Raw genomic sequence first — 19723 nt, 5'->3', positions numbered from 1 at the left:
CCCAGCAGGCCCTGCTGCTCCCACCACAGCGGGGCGTTATGCCAAGAACCCCTTCAGCGACGGCCGTCAACACGCCAGCGCGAACGAAGACTTCGGCATAACGTCCCGCTGCGCATAACCGGCGTACTCGGGCTGGAACTTGCCGGTCTTAAGTTTGATGACGACGTACCGGAGCTGCTCGATGTGGAAAAACAGCATGTCTACGTAAAAATCGTCCCCGTCAACGTCGAAGTGGACCTGTCGACCGACGAAGGCGAATCCTGGGCCCAGTTCGCGGAGGGTTTCGGTGATCCTGCTGGTGAGGGCATTTTCGAGGTCGCGTTCCGCCACTTCACCGGAGAGGCCAAGGAATTCGAAGTTGTAGGGGTCCTTTGCCACCTGTTGAGCAAGCTCGGAGTCTCGCGCAACAAGCTGTTGCGCGAAATTCGAGGGTGCTGCCCCTGTGCGTTCCAAGGTTTTATTCATGATCATGTTCAACAGGACGTTTCGGGACCACCCATACTCGACCGCCGCCGACGCGTACCAGTCCCTGTCCTTCTGGCTCTTGATTTTGTCCAGCAGGACCGTGATGTGGCCCCACGGCAATTGCGCAACAACCTGGTTGCGCAATTGAGGACCCCGTCCAGGCTTTGGCGAAAGTGGTCATGTACTGGAGGTTCCGAGGGGAGAATCCCTTCATCTCCGGGAACTCAGCACGAAGGTCCTCGGCCAGTCTTTTGATGACACCGCTCCCCCAGCCCTGGCTGTCCTGCTGTGCACTCACGTCATTTCCGATGGACCAGTACAGTCCAATGAGCTGGGTGTTGACGGCCCGAATTGCTTGAGTGCGCGCGGCGCGGACACGGTTCTTAAGCTCGCCGAGGAGGTCGGTGTAGCCGGTGGGGAGGGCAAGGTCACGTGCGTCAGTCATGCGTTTGATCCTATCGATCAAGGCCCGCCCGAAACGGCAACACTGGCGGTCCTCCGTTACGCAGCACCACAGGCCCAGGACGTGCCGGCGTGAACGGTCAGCCTGCTGCTGATCGCAGACGGCCTGCTGGGCAGCGAGCCGGGATTGGCGCAGGCGCCAGTCGTAGGCGTCTTCTGTTCTGAAGGCTTCTGTCCGCTGCTGCCTTCCGGGCCTGTTGTTCGAAGTTGGACCATGGCGCGCTATTCATCCGGCACAAGGGTCGAAAGCCCGTCGCTGTATCTGCGTCGCGCACGTCTTTTTGGCTCTGATCAATTCGGCGAACAGGTCAGCGTCCTAAAGGGTGGGGCCGCGGCGGCTTTGGTCGGGTCCGGCGCTGGGTCCGCGATGTGCAGCCTTACGCTGTGCTTCCTCCGCGGCCTGTTCTTCCTGCGCCTTACGGATTTGGGCCAGCTTCTCGGCAAAGTCATTGCTGGCGGCAAGCTGCTTCTGCTGTGCCGCTGCCAACCGTTCCTGCCACGACTTCTTGGCTTCCCCGCCGGCAGCTTCGGCAGTGGAGCGCTCTGCCTCGCGGCGTGAGGCAATGTCTTTCAGTGCCTCGTTGACGGCTTCCGGAGCTTGCTCCGGTGCCGGTACACCCTGGCGGCCGTCCATGTTCTCACGGACCTTACGCGCCGTAGCAGCAACGTGTTCATACCGTTCCTGCTCCGGGGTCAGGGTGACGTCCTGTGAGCGTTCCTCACGCAGCAGGTCCACGACTCGCTCTGCCGGCGTCGGTTCGGTGGCCACCGTTGCCTGGACCTCGGCGGCATCGGCCATGAGCTTGGCGTCGTCGGCCGACAGTGGTTCCTTCGCGGTCTGTGCGGAGTATTTGTGCATGGTTGTCACGCGGGCTGCCAGCTCGGCACCGGTCCCGTGTTCGGTGTACTCGGCGGGCAGGACCGTCGTTTCCGTTTCCGGGATCCGGTAGGTGTCGCGGAAGGTCTTGACCTCCACGGCCAGGTCCCGCCACTGCTGCTGCTTTTGCGTGTCCGACGGAACGGGCCCGAGAGCTTCGGCCCATGCCGGCGGCGCTGCGGCCAGCTGGGACCCGAGACGGTTGACCTCCTGGGTCATGGCCTCGCGGCGTCCTTCGAGCTCCTTGCGCCCAAGGCCGGGGTGTCCTTGTGGGTGATGACGTCGGCCGGTGCCATCCATACCGGCAGACCATCCTGGGCGGGGGTCGTGGCCATGGGCTCCGGGAGGCGGCGGCGCAGCAGCTGCTCAGCCTCGATCCGGCGGAGGATCTGGTCAGCTCCCCAGGAAGATGAAGCTGCGCAGGACCACCTCACCGAGCGTCAGTCCGTGTTGCTTCAGGCAACCCGGTCACTCCCCCGGATCCGCTTCACCGGGGGTGCGGGCAGCGGGAAAACCTGGCTGGCTGTGGAGAAGGCCCGGCTGCTAAGCAGGCAGGGCAAGCGTGTGGGTCTCTTTTGCTACAACAAGGGCCTCGGCCAGTACCTGCAGGATCGCGTGTCCACGTGGCGCCAGGCCAAGCCCGCGTTCACAGGTGAGTTCCACGAATACGTCCGCGGATTGGGAGTTCCGGACGGTACCGGGCAGGACTACTTCGACGTCGAGATGCCCCGCATGCTGAAGGAACTGGCAGCCCGAATGGAGCCGCACGAGCGGCTGGATGCCGTCATCGTCGATGAAGCCCAGGACTTCGCCCCGCTGTGGTGGGACGCTCTGCTCGCCTGCACCAAGGACCCCGACGACGGCGAGGTGTACGCCTTTATGGACGACCGCCAGGACGTCTACCGCAGGTGGGGAGGCGCGACGGCGGATCTCGCTTTCGGACCCACCGCGACGTTTGTGCCCATCCACATTGATGACAACCTGCGCAACACCCACAAGATCGCCGAAACGCTCAAGCCGTTCGTCGGCGAGCACTTCACCCCACGGGGCAGCACAGGCCTGCCGGTCCGGCTGGTGGACTGCCCCACCGACCAGGCCCTCGGAGTCGCCGACGACTGCGTGGATGCGCTCATCGCTGAAGGCTGGGCCAACAACCAGATTGCGCTGCTGACCACCAAGGACCGGCACCCGATCCATCTGGACTTCTACCAACGCGACGCCACCGACGAGTACTGGCGCGAGTTCCACGCTGGAGACGCCGAATTCTACGGCCACGTGCTGGGCTTCAAAGGGCTGGAACGGTCCGTGGTGGTGCTTTGCGTCAACGGCTTCAAGGACATGGAGCGGGCAGCCGAGCAGCTCTACGTCGGGCTGTCCCGGGCGCGGAGCCTGCTGGTCATGGTTGGCGATTCCGCTTTGCTCGAGGAAGCCGGCGTCCGGGAGCTGAAGGCGGCTTTATCGCGCACGCAGGTGTGGACGCCGGCGTCCGAAAGGGACTGAGGCGGAGATACTTGCGGGCAACGCTCTCTCAGGCCGTCAGTAGCTCGGTCGCGTACTTATTCAGGGGCATTCCATGGTTTGCGGCTTCGATTGCCAGCTTCCGGTGAAGCTCAGGGGGCACTCGCAGGTTGAGTCTTCCGCTAAAAGTTTGGCTGGAAATGGGTTGAGGAACTGGTTCACCGGACTGGTTCAACTCCTCAATAACGTCGGACATTAGCCGTTCGATGCCACGTAGGGCCTCGAACTGATCATCATCCAGCCACGACAAGGAAGGGAACTCGAGAACAGTGGCAACGAACTCTTGGTCCTCTGGCGACCACTGCACTGAGTATCGGTATTGTGCAGCCGGGGACGGAACGCCTGCTTTTCGAGTGGACATCCAGTTCTCCTTGTTCCGATCGATGGCGGCGATGGCGGCGATGGCTTGCTTCACCTGGTATGGCTTCGCGTTGCCATTCTGTCCTGACGGTTACGCCTCGATCTTCGCGATACTCGCCATATCTTCATGGTGCCACTTTTGGCACCACTACTCAAGCGCCCTTCCTCTTCCACGCCACCGCCAACCCCAGCACCACGGCGCCCAGCCCCAGCATCACCTGGACCATCAGCCCCCAGTTCGCCTGGTTCACGCCTGGCCCGTACAGCACACCGATCAGCACCGTCGCCGTGATGGCGCCAAGGTAGCGGCAGGTCTGGAAAATACCGGCCGCCACTCCCCTCTCCTCCGGCCGGGCGGACCCGTACAGGCCCTGGTTCGATGCTGTGCTCACCACTCCGTACGGCACACCCATCAACGCGGTCAGAACAAACACCAAGGGCGGCCACAGCGAAAACGTCAACGCCCCCAGCCCGCCCGAAGCAACCAGCAGGATCAGCACACCGGCGATCATCACCGAACGCACGCCGAACCGCTCAATCAGCCGTACCGTCACCGGCGTGACCAGCACGGACATCGCCGCCAGGGGCAGCATCAGCAAGCCCACCAGCCCGGCGTCGTAATGTCCTGCCTCCTGCAGCAGCTGTGGCAGGCCGAAGAACGCAAAGTAGTACACACCGCTGAAGACGACGAACACGAGATACACCAGCAGCAGCGGCCGGTTCCGGCCGAGCAGCCGCAAGTCGAGGAACGGCGGACGGAAACGCAGCTCCCGCCACGCGAACAGCGCGGCAATGACGGTTGCGGCGCCCAGGAGCCACCAGCGGTATCCCGGCATCACGTTCAGCAGCGCCATCATCGCGAGCATCAGCGAGGCGACGAAGGCCAGGATGCCGGGGATGTCGGAGTCACGGATCAGGGCTGAGAGCTTCCCGGTTTCGCGTCCGGAATCGGCCGGCGCCGCCCGGTGCACCACAATCAGCGCCAGCAGCGCGAGCGGCACGTTGACGGCGAACAGCGCCTGCCAACCCAGCAGGCTCACCAACAAGCCGCCGATGACCGGTCCCACCGCGGCCGCCGACGTGTTCGCCATCTGGATCCGGCCCAGCGGGCGGGTGGACGGAAGCTTCGCCAGCCGGCTCAGTTCGGTGACCATCACGACGGCGGACGGGTACGCCGTCGCCGTCCCCACAGCCATGAGCGCTCGGGCCACGCAGACCAGCGCGAAGTTGGGCGCGAACGGAGCCAGCGCGCACGTCACCGCCACCAGTGCCATCCCGAACGTGAACAGGCGGCGCGGTCCGAAGCGGTCCGCGAGCCTGCCCATAAGCGGCTGTCCGGCCGCGGACGCGAGGTAGTACGAGGTGATCACCCAGGTGACGGTGGCGACGTCGAGCGCGAAATCCTCCCGCAGGACCACCAGCGCGACGGCGATCATGGACGAGTTCAGCGGGTTGAGGGAGGTGCCGAGGCTGAGCGCGGCGATCGCGAGGCCGGGACGGGGTTTGTTCGTCACGCCCCTAAGTCTGGTGCATCGTTGCCTTGGGTCACGAACCTACTCAGGGGCGTTACTTCAGTCCCCAGTAAGTCCTGGCTTTGCTATTCATGGACAGGCTCTTCTGGATGAAAATCTTGCCTCCTTCAATCGCCCCAACCGGCACATCCATGCAGACTTGATAACTTGCCTTACCGCCCTTTTCAAGCGTCGGCACATGCATCGCCCCATTGTCCAAAGAAGCGCCGCACGAGCTGGCATCGTACTGTCGGGCATCTGTGCCTACGAAGGTCGGCGACAGGTCTATCCAAGGCGTTCCTTCATCAGCCCCTGCGTAGGTCACTGCAAGGTCTACGAGGACATACGTTCCTTCCGGGGGGTCGTTAAACATGTTGTTGGAAACGACCTCTTCGGTGGCATTGAGCTTCACCCCAAGAACCGCAACTTGATACTCGTTGCCTACCACGGCTGAGGTCCCGAGTGGATGCGGCCTCGCAGCCGACCCGTCCATGGCAGCGGTTGTCTCGGGGCTGGGAGCCGTGGACGGTGGGGGTCCGACGGACGGAGTTGCGGATTGTGTGGTGTTCAATCCGGCGCTTGCGTTGGTACTCTCCTTGGACCCTGACGAGTACACCGACAGCGTCACAATGACGCCGACTAGGGAGACCCCTCCGATAGCGAGGGCGGCTATGGTCATGCCCTGCATGGAAATTCCGGCACGTCGCGCGCTCACCAAGGCAATGACTGCCATGACCACGGCACCAAGACCCAAGAAGAAACTCAAGATATTGAGAATCGGAATCCAACACAAGACGATCGCCACAGCGGCGAGCACGAACGCGGTAGTTGTCAGGCTCTTCCCACGCGGTTCCGGGGAGGTGATCGTTCCCGGAACATCAATCCAGAATTCATGGCCTGGAGGAGCTGGACCCCAGGCCGGATCTGGGTGCCAGCCCTCGTGCGGTTGCCAGCCAAGAGGCGGCGACGGCCAATTCTTCGGCGAGTTGTAGACTTTCAAACTTCCCCCTGGACGTGCAGCAGAAATGAGCCCCCATTTCGGCCCATTCCGGGAGCATATCCCGGACCGCCCTTTCAGTCGTGGAAGCTGCCCATGCAATTTCTTCAGGGTTGGATCTGAGTGAACTCGCGCGCCGGTTTGGTCGTCACCACAGGCCGAATCGACACAATTCAGTCAGGTACCTCAAAGTGTCAGCCCTCGGCTCTACATTTACATACACTGAGATCGCCGTTGCTTGGGGGAACGAGCATTCACTTGTCACTCCTCCTGAAATGGTCGACGGCGGCATCACCCCGCATCGCATCAAACAAAGGAAAAGTCATGACTGAACCGTATTCCCCACCCGTTGCCCAAGTTCCCGCGGAACCGAACTACAACCAGCCCCTGAAGGGTAACGGATTCGGAACCACGGCATTGGTTCTCGGCATTGTTGCCATCGTCTTTTCAATCATTCCTATTCTGGGATTCGTCGCGTTCATTTTGGGCCCGCTCGCACTGATTTTTGGCGGTATCGGTCTGACGCGCAAATTCACCAAGAAGGGCACTTCCATTACTGGCCTGGTCTTGGGTGCGATTTCGATCATCGTGGCCATCATTGTCACCGCGATGGTTGCCGCCGCCGCGAACGGCGTCAGCGAGGCTCTGAACAAGGAACACAAGATCGAGTACGTCGTCACCACGTCAGGTCCTGCCAAGGTCAGCTACTGGAATGGTGATGGATCATCTAACGAGGACATTGCGGCGGACTGGAAGAAGGAAATCACGGCAACGGGGCTCAGCTTCAGCACTCTGAGCGTTACGGGTGACTTCAGCACTGCCACTTCGGTTACGTGCGAAATCCTGGTTGACGGTGCAAGCGTCTCCAAGAACAGCGGCTCCGGCACGGCGGCCATGGCATCGTGCTCAGGAACTGCCAACGCGAAGTAGCGCCAACGGATACAACGCAAAGAACGTCGGGGTAGAGAACTACCCCGACGTTCTTTTGCTTAACTGTCACTCATCAGGCGTCTGCGTCGCAGCAGCATCCGCGGCGTGCGGCGAGTCGAGCTCGCCGGCAATCTTCTCCTCCAAGGCTGCTAGCGTCGCTTCGGGCAGGACGATCAGTCCATCCAGCTCGCGCCGGGCGCGCTTGTAGGCTGTCTGCCGCTCCGCCGGTGTGGCGGCATTGTCCGAGGCGATGTTGAGCAGCTTCCTGGCCGTTGCCAGCCGCTGGCGTTCGGGACCCGTGAACTTGCTGTCCTTGATCCGCTTGGCTTCCCGCTCCGCGACGTCGAACGCCAGCTCGAAGCCGAGCACGGCCGCCCGGTATTCCGCCAGCCGGGCCGCCGTCGTAATCTCCTCAGGCTTGGCCGGCCGCAAACCGTCAGCCTCCCGCTTGGCCCGGAGGAAGGCGACGGTGAGAGGTTCCCGTACATCCGTCATGACCGGGAAGTCGATGAGTTTCCCAACGTCGAGCTCGTAGTCCAGCCACCGCCGGTTCACGGCGTCGTGCGCTGCCATCAGGGCGGCGACCTCGGTCTGGCTGGCCTGTTCCGCCTGCACCGCCTGGTTCTTAAGCTTGTACAGCTCCATGCGGCGACGGTGCCGGCGTTCGCTGGCCTTGGACCACTGCCTTGCCCACCCTCCGGCCACTCCGCTGAGAGGGAAGACGAGCCACCAGTAACTGCGAAGGAAGTCAAAGAATTGATCCACGGATTCATCCTCCCACCGCCCCCGTCGCACTCATAGCGGAGCCCCTAAGCCCGGCTCAACCCGCCAGTTCGTTCAGGCGGGTCCGGAGGTAGCGCCGTTCGGCGTCGTTCTCGGTGAGGATCAACGCTTCCTCGAAGGCGACCCGGGCCTCGCCGGGACGGCCCAGCCGGGTCAGGAAGTCGGCGCGTGCGGCGGCCAGATAAGGGTAGCGGGCCAGCTGGGGCTCGGCTCCGAGAGCATCCAGCTCCGCCAGGCCTTCCGCCGGGCCCACCGCGAAGCCGAGGGCTATGGCCCGGTTGAGTTGGATAACGGGAGAGGGCCACGTCTCCATGAGCACGTCGTAGAGCCCCAGGATCTCCTGCCAGTCAGTGTCGGACCACCACCCGCTCTCGTCATGGACGGCCGCGATTGCCGCCATGACGGCGAAGCGGCCCGGTGGCCGCGAGTTCAACGCCTCGCGCAGGAGCGCCACCCCTTCTTCGATGGCCGGCCGGTCCCATTTCGACCGGTCCTGGTTCTCCATCAGCACGAGTTCACGGTGCTCATCGAGCCGGGCGCCCCTGCGGGCGTCGGTGAGCACAACGAGTGCCAGGAGCCCGGCGACGTCGCGGTCATGGGGAAGCAGCACCCGGAGCATTCTCGCCAGCTCAAGGCCGCGTTCCGCGAGATCACGGCGCATCAGGTCCGCTCCTGACGGGGCGGTGTGCCCGGTGGTGTACACCAGGTACACGACGGACAGCACGCCGTCGACGCGCTCGTGCAGCTCGGCCGCCGACGGCACACGGTAGGGGATGTGCGCGGCCGCGATCTTCTTCTTCGCCCGGGTGATCCGCGCCGCCATCGTGGCCTCAGGCAGCAGAAACGCCCGCGCCACATCAGCGGTGGACAGGCCACACAGGAGCCGCAGCGTCAGTGCCACCTGGGCGTCCAATGCCAGGGCCGGGTGGCAGGAGGTGAAGATCAACCGCAGCCGGTCATCGGCAATGTCTTCCGAGTCCCGACCCGGCTCATCGTCTGCGTACTCCTCCGGGTCGAAAAGCTTGGGGAGCGCCCGCTGCGCAGTCGCGGCGCGGCGATGCATGTCCAGGGCCCGACGGCGCGCGGTCACGGTGAGCCACGCGCCAGGGTTCTTCGGGATGCCACGTGGGCCCCACGTGGACAATGCACTGGCGTACGCGTCCTGGACGGCTTCTTCGGCCGTGTCGATATCACCGGCAACACGTACGGTGGCCGCCAGCACGAAGGCCCACTCCCTGCGGTGCGCATCGGCAACCGCGGCAGCAACCTCCGAGCTGGCGGCCTGCGCCATCAGCTGACCATTCGCACGGGCCGGACCTCTACCCCGACGCCGGCGGGAACCTCCTTGGCGATCTCCAGCGCCTCATCCAGGTCGCCCGCCTCGATCAGGTAGTAGCCGCCCAGCGTCTCCTTCGACTCGGCAAAAGGACCATCTGTCACCGAGAATCCGCCCGCTCCGTCGCGTCGGATGGACGTCGCCGTCGAGGGCGGCTGCAGTGCGGCCCCGTTGAGCAGGGATGCGCCGCGGCGCTGCTGGAACTCCTGGTAGGGGGCGCTCATAGACTCGCCTTCGGATTGTTTCGCCGCTTCATCCTGGAAGATCAGGACCAAATACTTTGACATTTTCGTACTCCCTTCGTGGTAACTCTGGTTTGAGCTTTCACTGCATCGACGCCGAACACCTCGCCGTCACCAGGACCGTCCGTTCCGGCCCTTACTCATACGACGTCCGCCGGAACCCCAGATCGACAACTACTGCCAGAATTCCAAAAGAAGCCACAACATGCCACGGGTCTTATCTGTGTGGCCGGGCTGTGGAAGCGGACGGTTTAGCTGCCCTTCGCCGCCCGCGCTTCGATCGCGTCGAGGTCGCGGACGGCGAAGCGGTGATGTTCCCACTCCTCGTGGAGGATGACGTGCAGGCAGTCGAGCGTGGTCACGCTGTAGCGCGGATCGTCGGGAGCCTGGTGGGGCTTTTGCAGGTCCCCGGTCGTGACGGCGGCGAGGAAGTCGCGCACCATGGTCAGGCGGCCGGCCCGAACCTCGAGGACCTCATCGTAGGAGGGCTTGGCCGTTTGGAACACCAACATGTCCAGGCCGTCCGTATCGTACTCAACATTCGGCTCCCCTATCGGATGGTACGGCGCCTCATTCTCCAGGGCAGCCCCGCCCAGCCACTTATCGGTGGCCATCACCAGATGCCGCAGCGTCTGCGCAAACGACCACTCGCCGTCGACCGATACATCCTCGGTGCCGGCCGGCATCGCAGCCGCCCGCCGCAAAGTGGCGCCCACGTACCCTCGAGCCTGTTCCATGCCTCCCTCAGGCTGTCCGGATCGGCGGCGTGCCTCAGCTCTCGGCCGGGAAAGCCCCGGTTGAGTTCCGCGTCAACGAGTGGAGACACATCCACTCCGTTCACCAGCATCGATCCCTGGTCCTCCAGGAGCCAGGGAGCATCGATGTCTACGCGCTCAACATAAACGCCGCGCATCACCGCACCGGACAGGTCGGAGCGGACGAATTTGGACCCGCTCAGGTTCACATCGGAAAACTGCGCGCCCCGCAGGTCATCTGACTCGGTAAAGGTTGCCATGCGCGCCATCTTTCCCGGTGAATCGTCATGCATCAAGGACTGCGTGACGTCTTGAACCGCGATTTTCGAAGGGGTAGCTCCGTCCGTTGACTCGCGATTCGCAGCGGAGGTGCAATTAAGGTGGCTCCCGCAACAGCAGAAGCCAGTCCACGAAGCGGCCCCCGCTTCCGTGAGGCCGCCCCAAATTGGAGGTCGGAATGGGACAGGCACGCGAGGTCATGGATCGCCTGAACAAGGCGATGGAAGCAAAAGACAAAGAGACGCTGGCACGCAGCTACGCCACCGACGCCGTCGCCTACACCCCGGACAAGGGTGAGCTCCGCGGCCGCGACGCCATCACCAGCTACCTCTTCGAACTCTGGGACGCCATGCCGGACGTCCGGTACGAGCAGACGGGACGGCACGAGGCCGGCGACGTGGCCATCGATGAGGGCATCGTCATCGGCACCAACACCGGCCCGCTGCGCATGCCCTCCGGTGAAACCATGGAGCCCACTGGCAAGCAGCTCCGCATCAGGAGTTGCGACGTTGCCAAGGTGGAGGGTGGCGAGATCACCTCTCACCGCTTCTACTTCGACCAGGTGGAGTTCCTGTCGCAGCTCGGATTGATGGGTGAAATGCCCACGCATTGACGGGTTGTCCGGCAGAACGGCAAAGAGAGATGCCGTGGATACCTTGTGAAAGGTATCCACGGCACACTTATTTACGGCGAGAGGTAGCGCTAGCTCTCGCAGGCAACGCCGTCCTTGTCCCGGTCAAGCGCCGCCCGGTAGCCAGCCTGCCCGGAGTAGAGCGGCGCTGCCCCGGCAGCCTTGGCCTCAGCACAGCTGCTGAAGTAGGCAGCGGCCGGCGCTGGCGCGGCGGGAGCCGCCGGTGCTGGCTTCGCGGCTTGCTGTGCTGCTGCCTGTTCGGCCGCGGCTTTCTGAGCAGCAGCCTGCGCGGCTGCCTGATCTGCTGCAGCCTTGTCCGCGGCGGCTTTTTCGGCCGCAGCTTTTTCGGCTGCCGCCTTGTCGGCGGCGGCCTTGTCGGCGGCGGCTTTCTCTGCGGTGGCCTTTTCCGCCGCAACCTTCTCAAGGGACTTGACACCGAGGTGCACGGTGGAATCCTTTGCCACCTGTGCGCCTTCCGTGGGGTCTTGGGACGTCACCTGCCAGTTCTTCTTTGAAAGGATCGTCTTGCCGTCGACGGTGTCCACAGCCTCGACCTTAAGCCCGAGATCTTCCAGTTGATCCGTGGCTTTATCAAGGGTCAGGCTCGTCACGTTTGGAACCGTGACGGTAACCTCAGCAACTGCATCAGCACTTGCAGTTGCAGTTGCCTGCTTGCCACTGCAGCCCGTCAGCATGAGGCCGCTCAGCACAACTAATATCAGCGTCTTTTTCATTTTTCCCCCTTGGAAAATTGTTGAATCGGTGGAGTGATTGGGCGTGGCTAGGTCTCGCAGGCCACACCGTCGGAATCGCGGTCAAGCGCCGCCCGGTAGCCGGCTTGCCCGGCATAGATCGGTGCGGCGCCGGCGGCCTTGGCCGCCGTGCAGTTGGCGTAGTAGACGGCGGCCGGCGCTGCTGGAGCAGGTGCGGGAACGACCGCTGCGGGAGCAACGGGGGCCGGGGCTGGTGCCACCGCTGCCGGAGCCGGAACCACCGGGGCGGCTGCCACCACCGGTGCAGCTTCAGGTGCGGGCGCCGGCGCCGCAGCAACTGGTGCCTGCTCGTTGGTTGGTGCGAGCTGGCCGGAGCAGTCGGCCAGGATTCTGGCCATCGCATCGTGCTCCGCCTGGGTAACCCACAGGCTGTACGTAGCCTTCACCGAAATCTGTCGCGCCACGTATTCGCACCGGAAGCCCTTGTTCGGCGGCAACCAGGTGGCGGCGTCGCCGTCGCCCTTTTTCATGTTGGTGGGACCGTCCGTGGACTGGAGGTTCAGGGGGTCATTGGCGAAGGCGGTCCGCTGCTCCACGGTCAGCTGCTGGGCGCCCTTCTGCCAGGCGTCGCTGAGGGCAACAACATGGTCAATCTGGACGGCGCTGCTGGTGGCACTCCCCCGCAGAAAGCTGATAATGGTACCCGTGTAGGGATCCGCCAGAGTTCCGGACTGCACCTTGCAGGGGACGCTGTTGGTGTACGCGATCCCTGTAAGGTCGCGTTTGAGCATGTCGTTCCGGGTGTCGCAGCCGTTGCGGTCGACGTCTGCCCAGGCCTGTCCAAAGAGCGCACGGTCATATCCCGTCTTCGGCGCCCGGCCCTTGATGGGAAGGGTGGCCAGGAGATCGATCGCCTTGGTAGCAAAGGCCGGCTGCGTCTTCGGAGCCGCTACGCCGTTCGCAACGAGGCTTGGAGTCTCAGGATCGAGCGGGGCGCCCGTCGCCTGCGCGGTTGGAGTGGACGACGGCGTCGGCGCCGCTTTTGCAGATGCGCTCGCTGTGGCGGTTCCTGGCGAGGCATTCGAGTCCGAGGAGGCTGCCTGAAGGTCATCCGCGTTGGTCCGCGGCAACGCGACTGCGCCGGCGATGAAGAGAGCGAAGGAGACCGCCAGGGCGATGCCCCCTGCCTTCCGCTTGGCAGGAAGACATGCCCAGGAACGGCGCCCGGTCACCAGAATGTAGAGGCCGGTAAGGGCTGCCGAGATAGCAAGGAAAACCAGAGCGCCCCCGAGACCGCCACTGAAAGCACCAATAATCATGAAGAGGGCTGTGATGCCGCCGACGACGAACGTGGAAGCGCGTGGCCTACGGGGCGGATTAGGTCCGGGCGCCGGAGCAGATGGTGCTGACCCGAAAAGGGTCTGACTGTTCGACATTATTTCCCCAATAATGAAGGCCCGGCGTTCAGCCCGACCTTTTCTCTTGAAACTTCACGTAAATGCCGAGCCTATTTCTCGCAGAGCCAAGGAAACCGAAACTGCGACGAACCTCGGACAACGTTGATTGAGTCTTGAGCCGATCTTGATGAAAAATGTCGCAAATTATCATTTTTATCGTTTTGGGGGAAATCGATATATAGTTCCTCTTTCGTTTCCGGCTGCCAACAGGTCAGCGACATGACCACCCCTGGCCCCCTTATGTACACCTAAGGCGACATTCGGCACCCAACCGGCGCCCCGCCGTCGTACTCCCTCACGCCGGATTGGATGCATTGTGCTCCATCCGGCCGTCGGAATATTCGGCGGCACTAGCGCAGCCAAAGCACGACGGCGGAACTCCGCTCGGGCGGCCGCCTCACCGCTCCGCCGCCCTACTTTCAGGTCCCGCGTGCGCCGCCTTTGCGGCCTCGTAGCTGGTGCCGAAGGGCAGCGTGTCCATGTCGAGCATGGGGTTATCGTCCTGCGTTGCCACGAGTTCCCGGGCAGCTTTCTCCGAATCCACGCTGGGCATTGACCCGGGCAGGTGCCTCCGGGCGGATTCCGGCAGGAAGTAAATGGTGACCGCAGCGATTGCCGAGGTGGCCATGAGGTAGTACGCGGGCATCATGTCGTTGCCCGTCAGTTGGATCAAGCTCGCAATAATGAACGGGGTGGTGCCGCCGAAAATCGCCACGGCGAAGTTGTAGGCGATGCCCATGGCCCCGTAGCGGTGGGCCGTGGGGAACAGTGCCGGCAGCGCCGAGGCGAGATTGGCAACGTAGAACGTGACGGGGAAGGCGATCAAGGCAAGGCCGGTGATCGTGGCCGGGATGGTTCCGACAGAGATGAGAATGAACGCGGGGAGCGACAGCACCACCGTGCTGATGGCACCGATCCACAGCACGGGACGCCGGCCGATCCTGTCCGAGAGATGACCGGTCAGCGGGATGCACAGGGACATGGCCACCAGGACCGGGATGGTCAGGAGAGTCCCGTGGATCTCGTCGTATCCCTTGTTGGTGGTCAGGTACGTGGGCATGTAGGACGTGAGGGCATAACCCACCGTATTGGCAGCGGCCACGAGGATCATGGCCAGCACTATCCTCTGCCAGTAGGCCTTGAAGATTCCCACCGGGCCCATGGCGCCGAGCACCTCACCGGTTTCGGGATGCCTGGCGACTTCGGCCTCTGCGTCGAGGGTTGCCTGGAACGCGGGCGATTCCTCGATTTTCATCCGGAAGTAGATCGCGATGATGCCGGCCCTACGATCAGGAACGGAATACGCCAGCCCCAGGCCTCCATCTCGGCCTGGCCCAGGGTCAGCTGGAGGACAGACACCAGACCGGCACCTATGGCAAAGCCCAGATAGCTGCCCATGTCCAGGAAGCTGGCGAAGAAGCCGCGGCGATGGTCCGGGGAGTGCTCACTGACGAACGTCGTGGCGCCTGCGTACTCGCCACCGGTCGAGAAGCCCTGCACAAGCTTGGTGATCACCAGCAGCACGGCAGCCCAGATGCCCAGCACCGAGTACCCCGGGAGCAGACCGACGACGAAGGTCGCCGCGGCCATGAGCATCAAGGTCATCGCCAGGACCTTCTGGCGGCCGATCTTGTCGCCAAGCCAGCCGAAAAAGACGCCGCCCACGGGGCGGGCGATAAACGTTGCTCCGAAGGTTCCCAGCAGGAACAGGTTCTGCACGGCTTTGTCTGCTTCGGGCAGGAACACCGGCCCCATGGTGGTGATCAGATAACCGAACACACCGACGTCGTACCATTCCATCGTGTTTCCGACGATCGTCCCGCCGAGCGCTTTCCTGAGGGTCCGGTGATTAACAACATTGACGTCTGAAACGCGGAGACGGCGTTTCTTTAGAGGTTGCTGCATCATGCTCGCCCCACCTCCAAAGTGAAGTGGCGCATCAGCTGGCTTACCGGCACTTTGGTTCCTCCAATGGAGGTCACACGCCACCGACGGATGGCGCCGTCTTTGACGCTGGACTCACCGCGATGGCGAAGCCCAGGTGTCCGGCAATCGTGCCGGGCTGTCGAGAAGAGTCGGATGTCCGATCGTGCGGAAGAACCCTGCGTTCAGTCCTGTCCCATGGGGGATTTCGGCTCAATTGTGCTGCTCCGACCATTTTCGCACCGCCGCCCGGGCACATCAATGAAATTCCGTGAGAAACCCGTTCAGAAACCGGCTGTTCAGAAGCTTGTGACTATCGGGGAACAAGCCGCCACAGGGACGTGACCTCGGCCGCGCGCGCCTCAAACAGAGGATCGTCGCGGTCCGATGCCTTCGGATGCGTCGGCTTGGTGTCGAGCCGTTCCACCACCTTCAGCCCAGCCGCCTTGATGGCGGCCAGCAGATCGTCACGCGACCGCAGGCCAAGGTGCTCGGCCAGGTCGGAGAGGACAAGCCAGCCCTCACCGCCCGGCTCCAGATGGCCGGAGAGTTCGTTCAGGAAGCGGAACAGCATCCTGCTCCCGGGGTCGTAGACGGCGCTGTCCAGGGTGGAATGCGGCGTGGCCGGAATCCAGGGCGGGTTGCACACAACGAGCGGCGCCCGTCCGGGCGGGAACATGTCGGTCAGGACGGCCTCAGCGCGGTCCTGGACACCGAGGTTCCGGAAATTCTCGCCGGCGCAGGCGATGGCACGCGGTTCATTGTCCGTCGCTACCACGCGGTGGACGCCACGGCGCGCGAGGACGGCAGCGAGCACCCCGGTGCCGGTTCCGACGTCGAACGCCAGCGTGTCAGAGGGCAGCGCAGCGGCGGCCACGAGATCCACATACTCACTCCGGGTGGGGAAGAACGTGCCATAGTGCGGGTGGATGCGGCCCTGCAGGGCATCGACGTAGACGCCAGTCCGTCGCCACTCGTGAGCGCCAATTGCCCCGACAAGCTCATGCAGGGACACAACGGATGATTCGCCGATATCGCCGTACGCTTCAGCGGCGGCCTCCCGGATATCCGGTGCGCGGCGCAGCGGCACCACAGGGCCCGGATCAAGAGGAATCAGCAGCAGGCCGAGAATGCGTGCACGATGCGAGCGGGACTGGCGGTGCCGATAGAACCCATCGGCCGGAGATCCTGCGAACTTTTTCTTCCCGGCGCTTACCCGCCGGTCCATGGCGTTGAGGATCTGCCGCGCGTTGTGGAAGTCACCGTGCCAGAGCATCGCGATCCCCTGTGACGCCATCCGGTTCGCCTCATCGGCCGTGAGGGAGTCGGTGACCACTTCGACGCGCGTCGGCGCCGGCCTGCCGTTCGCCGAACGCCATCGCGCGGTCATGCAGTCACCCGCCTCGGCCCAGGTCACGAGGGCGCGCTCATCCACCGCAGCTGTGCGCGAGGGCTTGAGGTCCGGCGTCGGGAGTCCCACGGGAGCTGGCGTGTCGGTACTGATAAAAGATCCATTCCAAGAGTCTGGGGGCCAATCGGCGACTGACGATTGCGGCGGCGATTCCACCAACGTCCAGGGCTACGGCCCAAGATTCCGGACCGTCATCCGGCCGCGAACTGGGCTTGGTTGATGGCCGCTGGAGCCATTCAGCCTGCATTGTCAGGATACAGGGGTGCCATGGCCGCCACCGCCGCCCGACCCGGGGAAGGACGAAACCCCAGGCAGTGCTGATTAGCCGATCTTGAAGGCCGCGGCGCGGTTTGGTGCCGAAGGCGTCGAGTCCGCGTATCCGGACGGCAATGCCCGCCGGCTTCTGTCTTTTTAACCGTTGACATGTGACCAATCAGTCACCTATTCTGGAACGGTGGACGCCGTATTCAAGGCCCTCGCCGACCCCACCCGCCGGGACCTGCTCGATGAGCTCTTCCGGGAGGACGGGCAGACCCTGCACGCACTCGAGGCCCGCTTCGAGATGACCCGCTACGGCGTCATGAAGCACCTCAAGCAACTGGAGGACGCCGGCCTGGTGGTCACCCGCCGCCGGGGCCGGGAGAAACTCCACTTCCTCAATCCGGTGCCCATCCGCCTGGTCCACGACCGCTGGGTCAGTAAATACGCACAACCATGGGCCGCTGCCCTCAGCGACCTCAAAACCAGATTGGAAAGTCCCATGGAAAAGATCTTCGAAATCTACATCAAGACCACCCCGGAACGGCTCTGGGAAGCCATCACCACCAGCGACATCCGCAGCAAATACCAGTTCGGCAACACGCACACCGCGGACTGGACACCGGGCGGCCACTACGAGATGCACAACCCCAAAGCCAACGGCATGGTCCTGGGCGAAGGCGAAAACATCGAAGTCGATCCCCCGCGCAAACTTGTCCAGACCATGCGCGCACTCTGGGACGACGACGTCAAAGCCGAAGGCACCTCCCGCGTCACCTGGGAAATCGAACCCGTGGGCGACTCCTGCCACCTCACCGTGACGCACAGCGACCTCCGCGAAGGCGCCAACGACCAGCTCTACGGCGGCTGGCCCATGATCCTCTCCGGCCTGAAGACCTGGCTGGAAACCGGCGAAAAACTCACCACGCCGGGCTCCCTGATGTACACCTGAGGCGCTGGCCCAGCGAAGCCCGGTGCCGGCGGCGGGCCATGTCGGCTAACGAGCCAAGGCATCGCTCGATATTTTCTGGCCACCGTACCCACGATTTGCTTGGATAACCGACGGGGGTGCGGCTGCACGTCCTTCAGCACGAAGGATCCCCGCCTCTAAGATGAGGCATGGACTTCGGGGATGTGCTCTGGACGGTTTTGGGGGCCGGGCTGATTCTGCTGATGCTCGCCGACGTCTTTCGCACGCTCCTTTATCCGCATGGTTCAGGTCCTGTAAGCCGGGCCATCATGCGGGGACTCTGGCTGCTCACGAGAAGGCTAAGAGGCCGGGCCTCCACTATCGCCGCGCCTTTGGCAATGGCTGCTGTCATCGGCGCCTGGGCGGGGCTCGCAGTTATCGGGTGGGCCCTGCTGTACCTGCCCCATCTGACGGATGGTTTCGTCTACGGCGACGGGGTGCCTCAGGAGGCCGACTTCGCTGAAGCGCTCTACATCTCGCTGGTGACTCTTTCCACCGTGGGGTACGGCGACATTGTGGCGGCCCATCCGCTGCTCCGACTGGTCGCGGCCTTCCAGGCTGTCACCGGTTTCGGTTTGCTGACCGCCACGGTCTCCTGGATCCTGCAAATGTACCCGGCCCTCAGCCGCCGACGTGCGCTTGCCCATGAGCTAAACCTGTTCAGGGAAGCCGCAGGTCCTGAGGGTGTGGCATCGCTGGATCCGCGGCATGCCGCCGGACTGCTCGAATCACTGGCCAGAAACGTGGCGTCCGTCAGTATAGATTTGCTGTCCTTCCACGAGACCTATTACTTCCACGAAGTCGAGCAGCGGGGTTCCTTGCCTGCCACGGTTGCCTATGCCCACGGGTTGGCGTCAGACGCCGAACGCAGCGAAAACCCCGACCTCCAGTTTGCCGGACGGATGCTGCATGCGTCGCTGGACCACCTCGCAGAGGTCCTCCGCGGGAAATTCGGCCATCAGGGGACGACGTCGTCAGCGGTCTTCGACAGCTACGCGCTGCACCATAAACACAAACAGCCGAGGGAACCGGACACGGAATAGGCTCCGGCCCCGTAGGCAGGCAACGATCACACAGTCCAGGCGCAGTGTTTCGACATACGATCAGCCTGTCCCTCTTACCGCAGTATGACCTCGCCGCGCGGATGGCTTTGCGGACCGCAGCACCCAGCACGGAGACGACCGGGACCAGGCAGACGAGGGCCACCACGGTGTTGGGCCGGAAAGCTACCCGTCCGCCGACGTTCCGGTAGACCCCCAATCGGTAGCCCCGATCAAGCCGTTCGTGGATGACTCCGGGCTCCCTCATGTACACCTGAAGCGAAGGTCGGCGCCCAAGCCAGCGGCCGCCGTCGTAATTCCCGACGGCGGCCGCTGGCCAGGTGCCGGCGTTAGGTGACCCCGTGCGCCAGGCCCTATTGCCCCGGAGCCCGGTATGACGGCGTCATCTTGGACGCCGCATCGATATCTTCCGGCGTCATAAGAGGCTTCAGCCGCACGCTCACGTTACCCGTCGAATTGATCATCAGTGAAAGGGCTGCAGCGCCCGCCTGGTCCGGCACATCAAAGATGCCCAGGACGTCGGTGTCCCCGAAGGCGTAGTAGAAACTCTCGATGGTTCCGCCCACCGACTTGAGGGCGTCCACCAGCGCGTCACGCCGCTTGGTGCCGCCTTCACGCATGAGCCCCTTGATTCCCTCGCCCACGTAATTCGCTTCAAACAGATACTTGGTCATGGTCTCTCCTGTCCCGTGATGTCCAGGACACGGGCATCCCAGCGCGTGCCTGGCACCCAATGAGGGAGGATCCTGGACGGTCCCCGAGTGGGGCCGTGGCCAAAGCATAG

Annotated in this window: 18 protein-coding genes and 3 pseudogenes; 5 read left to right on the top strand and 16 right to left on the bottom strand. The window is 63.5% G+C overall.

Translation table 11 applies throughout. The annotated features are described in order from the left end of the window. Window positions 1–117: 117 nt before the first annotated feature. From AC50YA_RS09445 to AC50YA_RS09435, 3 genes and pseudogenes are all read right to left on the bottom strand, one after another. A pseudogene (locus AC50YA_RS09445) lies at window positions 118–910 on the bottom strand (PDDEXK nuclease domain-containing protein); the annotation flags it as partial. 333 nt (window positions 911–1243) lie between these two features. After that, the gene (locus tag AC50YA_RS09440) at window positions 1244–2023 is read right to left on the bottom strand and encodes a hypothetical protein (RefSeq protein ID WP_494982023.1); all 780 of its coding nucleotides are present in this window, start codon (window positions 2021–2023) and stop codon (window positions 1244–1246) included. Further along, window positions 2020–2238, bottom strand: a complete 219-nt coding sequence (locus tag AC50YA_RS09435) for a hypothetical protein (protein WP_494982022.1) — start codon at window positions 2236–2238, stop codon at window positions 2020–2022. Before AC50YA_RS09435 ends, AC50YA_RS09440 begins: the two co-directional genes overlap by 4 nt. A 13-nt stretch (window positions 2239–2251) precedes the next feature. Here AC50YA_RS09435 and AC50YA_RS09430 point away from each other — a divergent pair, with 13 nt between their 5' ends. Further along, on the top strand, window positions 2252–3304 hold the full coding sequence (locus tag AC50YA_RS09430; protein WP_494982021.1) for a DEAD/DEAH box helicase: 1053 nt from the start codon (window positions 2252–2254) through the stop codon (window positions 3302–3304). Between the two features lie 28 nt (window positions 3305–3332). Here AC50YA_RS09430 and AC50YA_RS09425 read toward each other — a convergent pair whose 3' ends face one another. From AC50YA_RS09425 to AC50YA_RS09415, 3 genes are all read right to left on the bottom strand, one after another. Further along, on the bottom strand, window positions 3333–3737 hold the full coding sequence (locus AC50YA_RS09425) for a type II toxin-antitoxin system HicB family antitoxin (protein ID WP_494982020.1): 405 nt from the start codon (window positions 3735–3737) through the stop codon (window positions 3333–3335). A gap of 97 nt (window positions 3738–3834) precedes the next feature. Beyond that, on the bottom strand, window positions 3835–5196 hold the full coding sequence (locus AC50YA_RS09420) for an MFS transporter (RefSeq protein WP_494982019.1): 1362 nt from the start codon (window positions 5194–5196) through the stop codon (window positions 3835–3837). A gap of 52 nt (window positions 5197–5248) precedes the next feature. Further along, the gene (locus AC50YA_RS09415) at window positions 5249–6193 is read right to left on the bottom strand and encodes a DUF4190 domain-containing protein (RefSeq protein ID WP_494982018.1); all 945 of its coding nucleotides are present in this window, start codon (window positions 6191–6193) and stop codon (window positions 5249–5251) included. A 321-nt stretch (window positions 6194–6514) separates the two neighbouring features. On the opposite strand from AC50YA_RS09415, the gene AC50YA_RS09410 reads away from it, so the two are divergent. Further along, a complete protein-coding gene (locus AC50YA_RS09410; protein WP_494982017.1) occupies window positions 6515–7120 on the top strand; it encodes a hypothetical protein in 606 nt (201 codons plus the stop codon). Between the two features lie 66 nt (window positions 7121–7186). Here AC50YA_RS09410 and AC50YA_RS09405 read toward each other — a convergent pair whose 3' ends face one another. From AC50YA_RS09405 to AC50YA_RS09385, 5 genes and pseudogenes are all read right to left on the bottom strand, one after another. Then, entirely contained in the window at window positions 7187–7885 is a 699-nt protein-coding gene (locus AC50YA_RS09405) for a hypothetical protein (protein WP_494982016.1), read from the bottom strand. A gap of 55 nt (window positions 7886–7940) precedes the next feature. Next, window positions 7941–9194: an RNA polymerase sigma factor gene (locus tag AC50YA_RS09400; protein ID WP_494982015.1), complete on the bottom strand. Its 1254-nt coding sequence runs from the start codon at window positions 9192–9194 to the stop codon at window positions 7941–7943. Next, window positions 9194–9526 (bottom strand): YciI family protein, encoded by a 333-nt coding sequence (locus AC50YA_RS09395; RefSeq protein ID WP_494982014.1) that lies wholly within the window; start codon window positions 9524–9526, stop codon window positions 9194–9196. Before AC50YA_RS09395 ends, AC50YA_RS09400 begins: the two co-directional genes overlap by 1 nt. Window positions 9527–9732: 206 nt before the next feature. Further along, window positions 9733–10218, bottom strand: coding sequence for a DinB family protein (locus AC50YA_RS09390; protein ID WP_494982013.1), 486 nt, complete (start codon window positions 10216–10218; stop codon window positions 9733–9735). A gap of 200 nt (window positions 10219–10418) precedes the next feature. After that, window positions 10419–10496 (bottom strand): annotated as a pseudogene (locus AC50YA_RS09385) (DinB family protein); the annotation flags it as partial. A gap of 197 nt (window positions 10497–10693) precedes the next feature. On the opposite strand from AC50YA_RS09385, the gene AC50YA_RS09380 reads away from it, so the two are divergent. Next, entirely contained in the window at window positions 10694–11128 is a 435-nt protein-coding gene (locus tag AC50YA_RS09380; RefSeq protein ID WP_494982012.1) for an ester cyclase, read from the top strand. 89 nt (window positions 11129–11217) lie between these two features. On the opposite strand, the gene AC50YA_RS09375 is transcribed toward AC50YA_RS09380, so the two are convergent. From AC50YA_RS09375 to AC50YA_RS09360, 4 genes and pseudogenes are all read right to left on the bottom strand, one after another. After that, the gene (locus AC50YA_RS09375; protein WP_494982011.1) at window positions 11218–11880 is read right to left on the bottom strand and encodes an excalibur calcium-binding domain-containing protein; all 663 of its coding nucleotides are present in this window, start codon (window positions 11878–11880) and stop codon (window positions 11218–11220) included. A gap of 47 nt (window positions 11881–11927) precedes the next feature. Then, window positions 11928–13178, bottom strand: a complete 1251-nt coding sequence (locus AC50YA_RS09370) for a GmrSD restriction endonuclease domain-containing protein (protein ID WP_494982010.1) — start codon at window positions 13176–13178, stop codon at window positions 11928–11930. Between the two features lie 535 nt (window positions 13179–13713). Continuing rightward, a pseudogene (locus AC50YA_RS09365) lies at window positions 13714–15224 on the bottom strand (MFS transporter). Window positions 15225–15552: 328 nt separating this feature from the next. After that, window positions 15553–16629, bottom strand: a complete 1077-nt coding sequence (locus AC50YA_RS09360) for a methyltransferase (protein WP_494982039.1) — start codon at window positions 16627–16629, stop codon at window positions 15553–15555. Between the two features lie 475 nt (window positions 16630–17104). On the opposite strand from AC50YA_RS09360, the gene AC50YA_RS09355 reads away from it, so the two are divergent. After that, window positions 17105–17860: an ArsR/SmtB family transcription factor gene (locus AC50YA_RS09355; RefSeq protein WP_494982009.1), complete on the top strand. Its 756-nt coding sequence runs from the start codon at window positions 17105–17107 to the stop codon at window positions 17858–17860. A 167-nt stretch (window positions 17861–18027) separates the two neighbouring features. Further along, complete coding sequence (locus AC50YA_RS09350; RefSeq protein WP_494982008.1) at window positions 18028–18921, top strand: potassium channel family protein; 894 nt, start codon at window positions 18028–18030, stop codon at window positions 18919–18921. A gap of 371 nt (window positions 18922–19292) precedes the next feature. Here AC50YA_RS09350 and AC50YA_RS09345 read toward each other — a convergent pair whose 3' ends face one another. Beyond that, a complete protein-coding gene (locus tag AC50YA_RS09345; RefSeq protein ID WP_494982007.1) occupies window positions 19293–19613 on the bottom strand; it encodes a GYD domain-containing protein in 321 nt (106 codons plus the stop codon). Window positions 19614–19723: the final 110 nt, after the last annotated feature.

It is taken from the genome of Pseudarthrobacter sp. RHLT3-21 (genome assembly GCF_059383495.1).
This window is presented reverse-complemented; position numbering and strand designations above follow the sequence as displayed.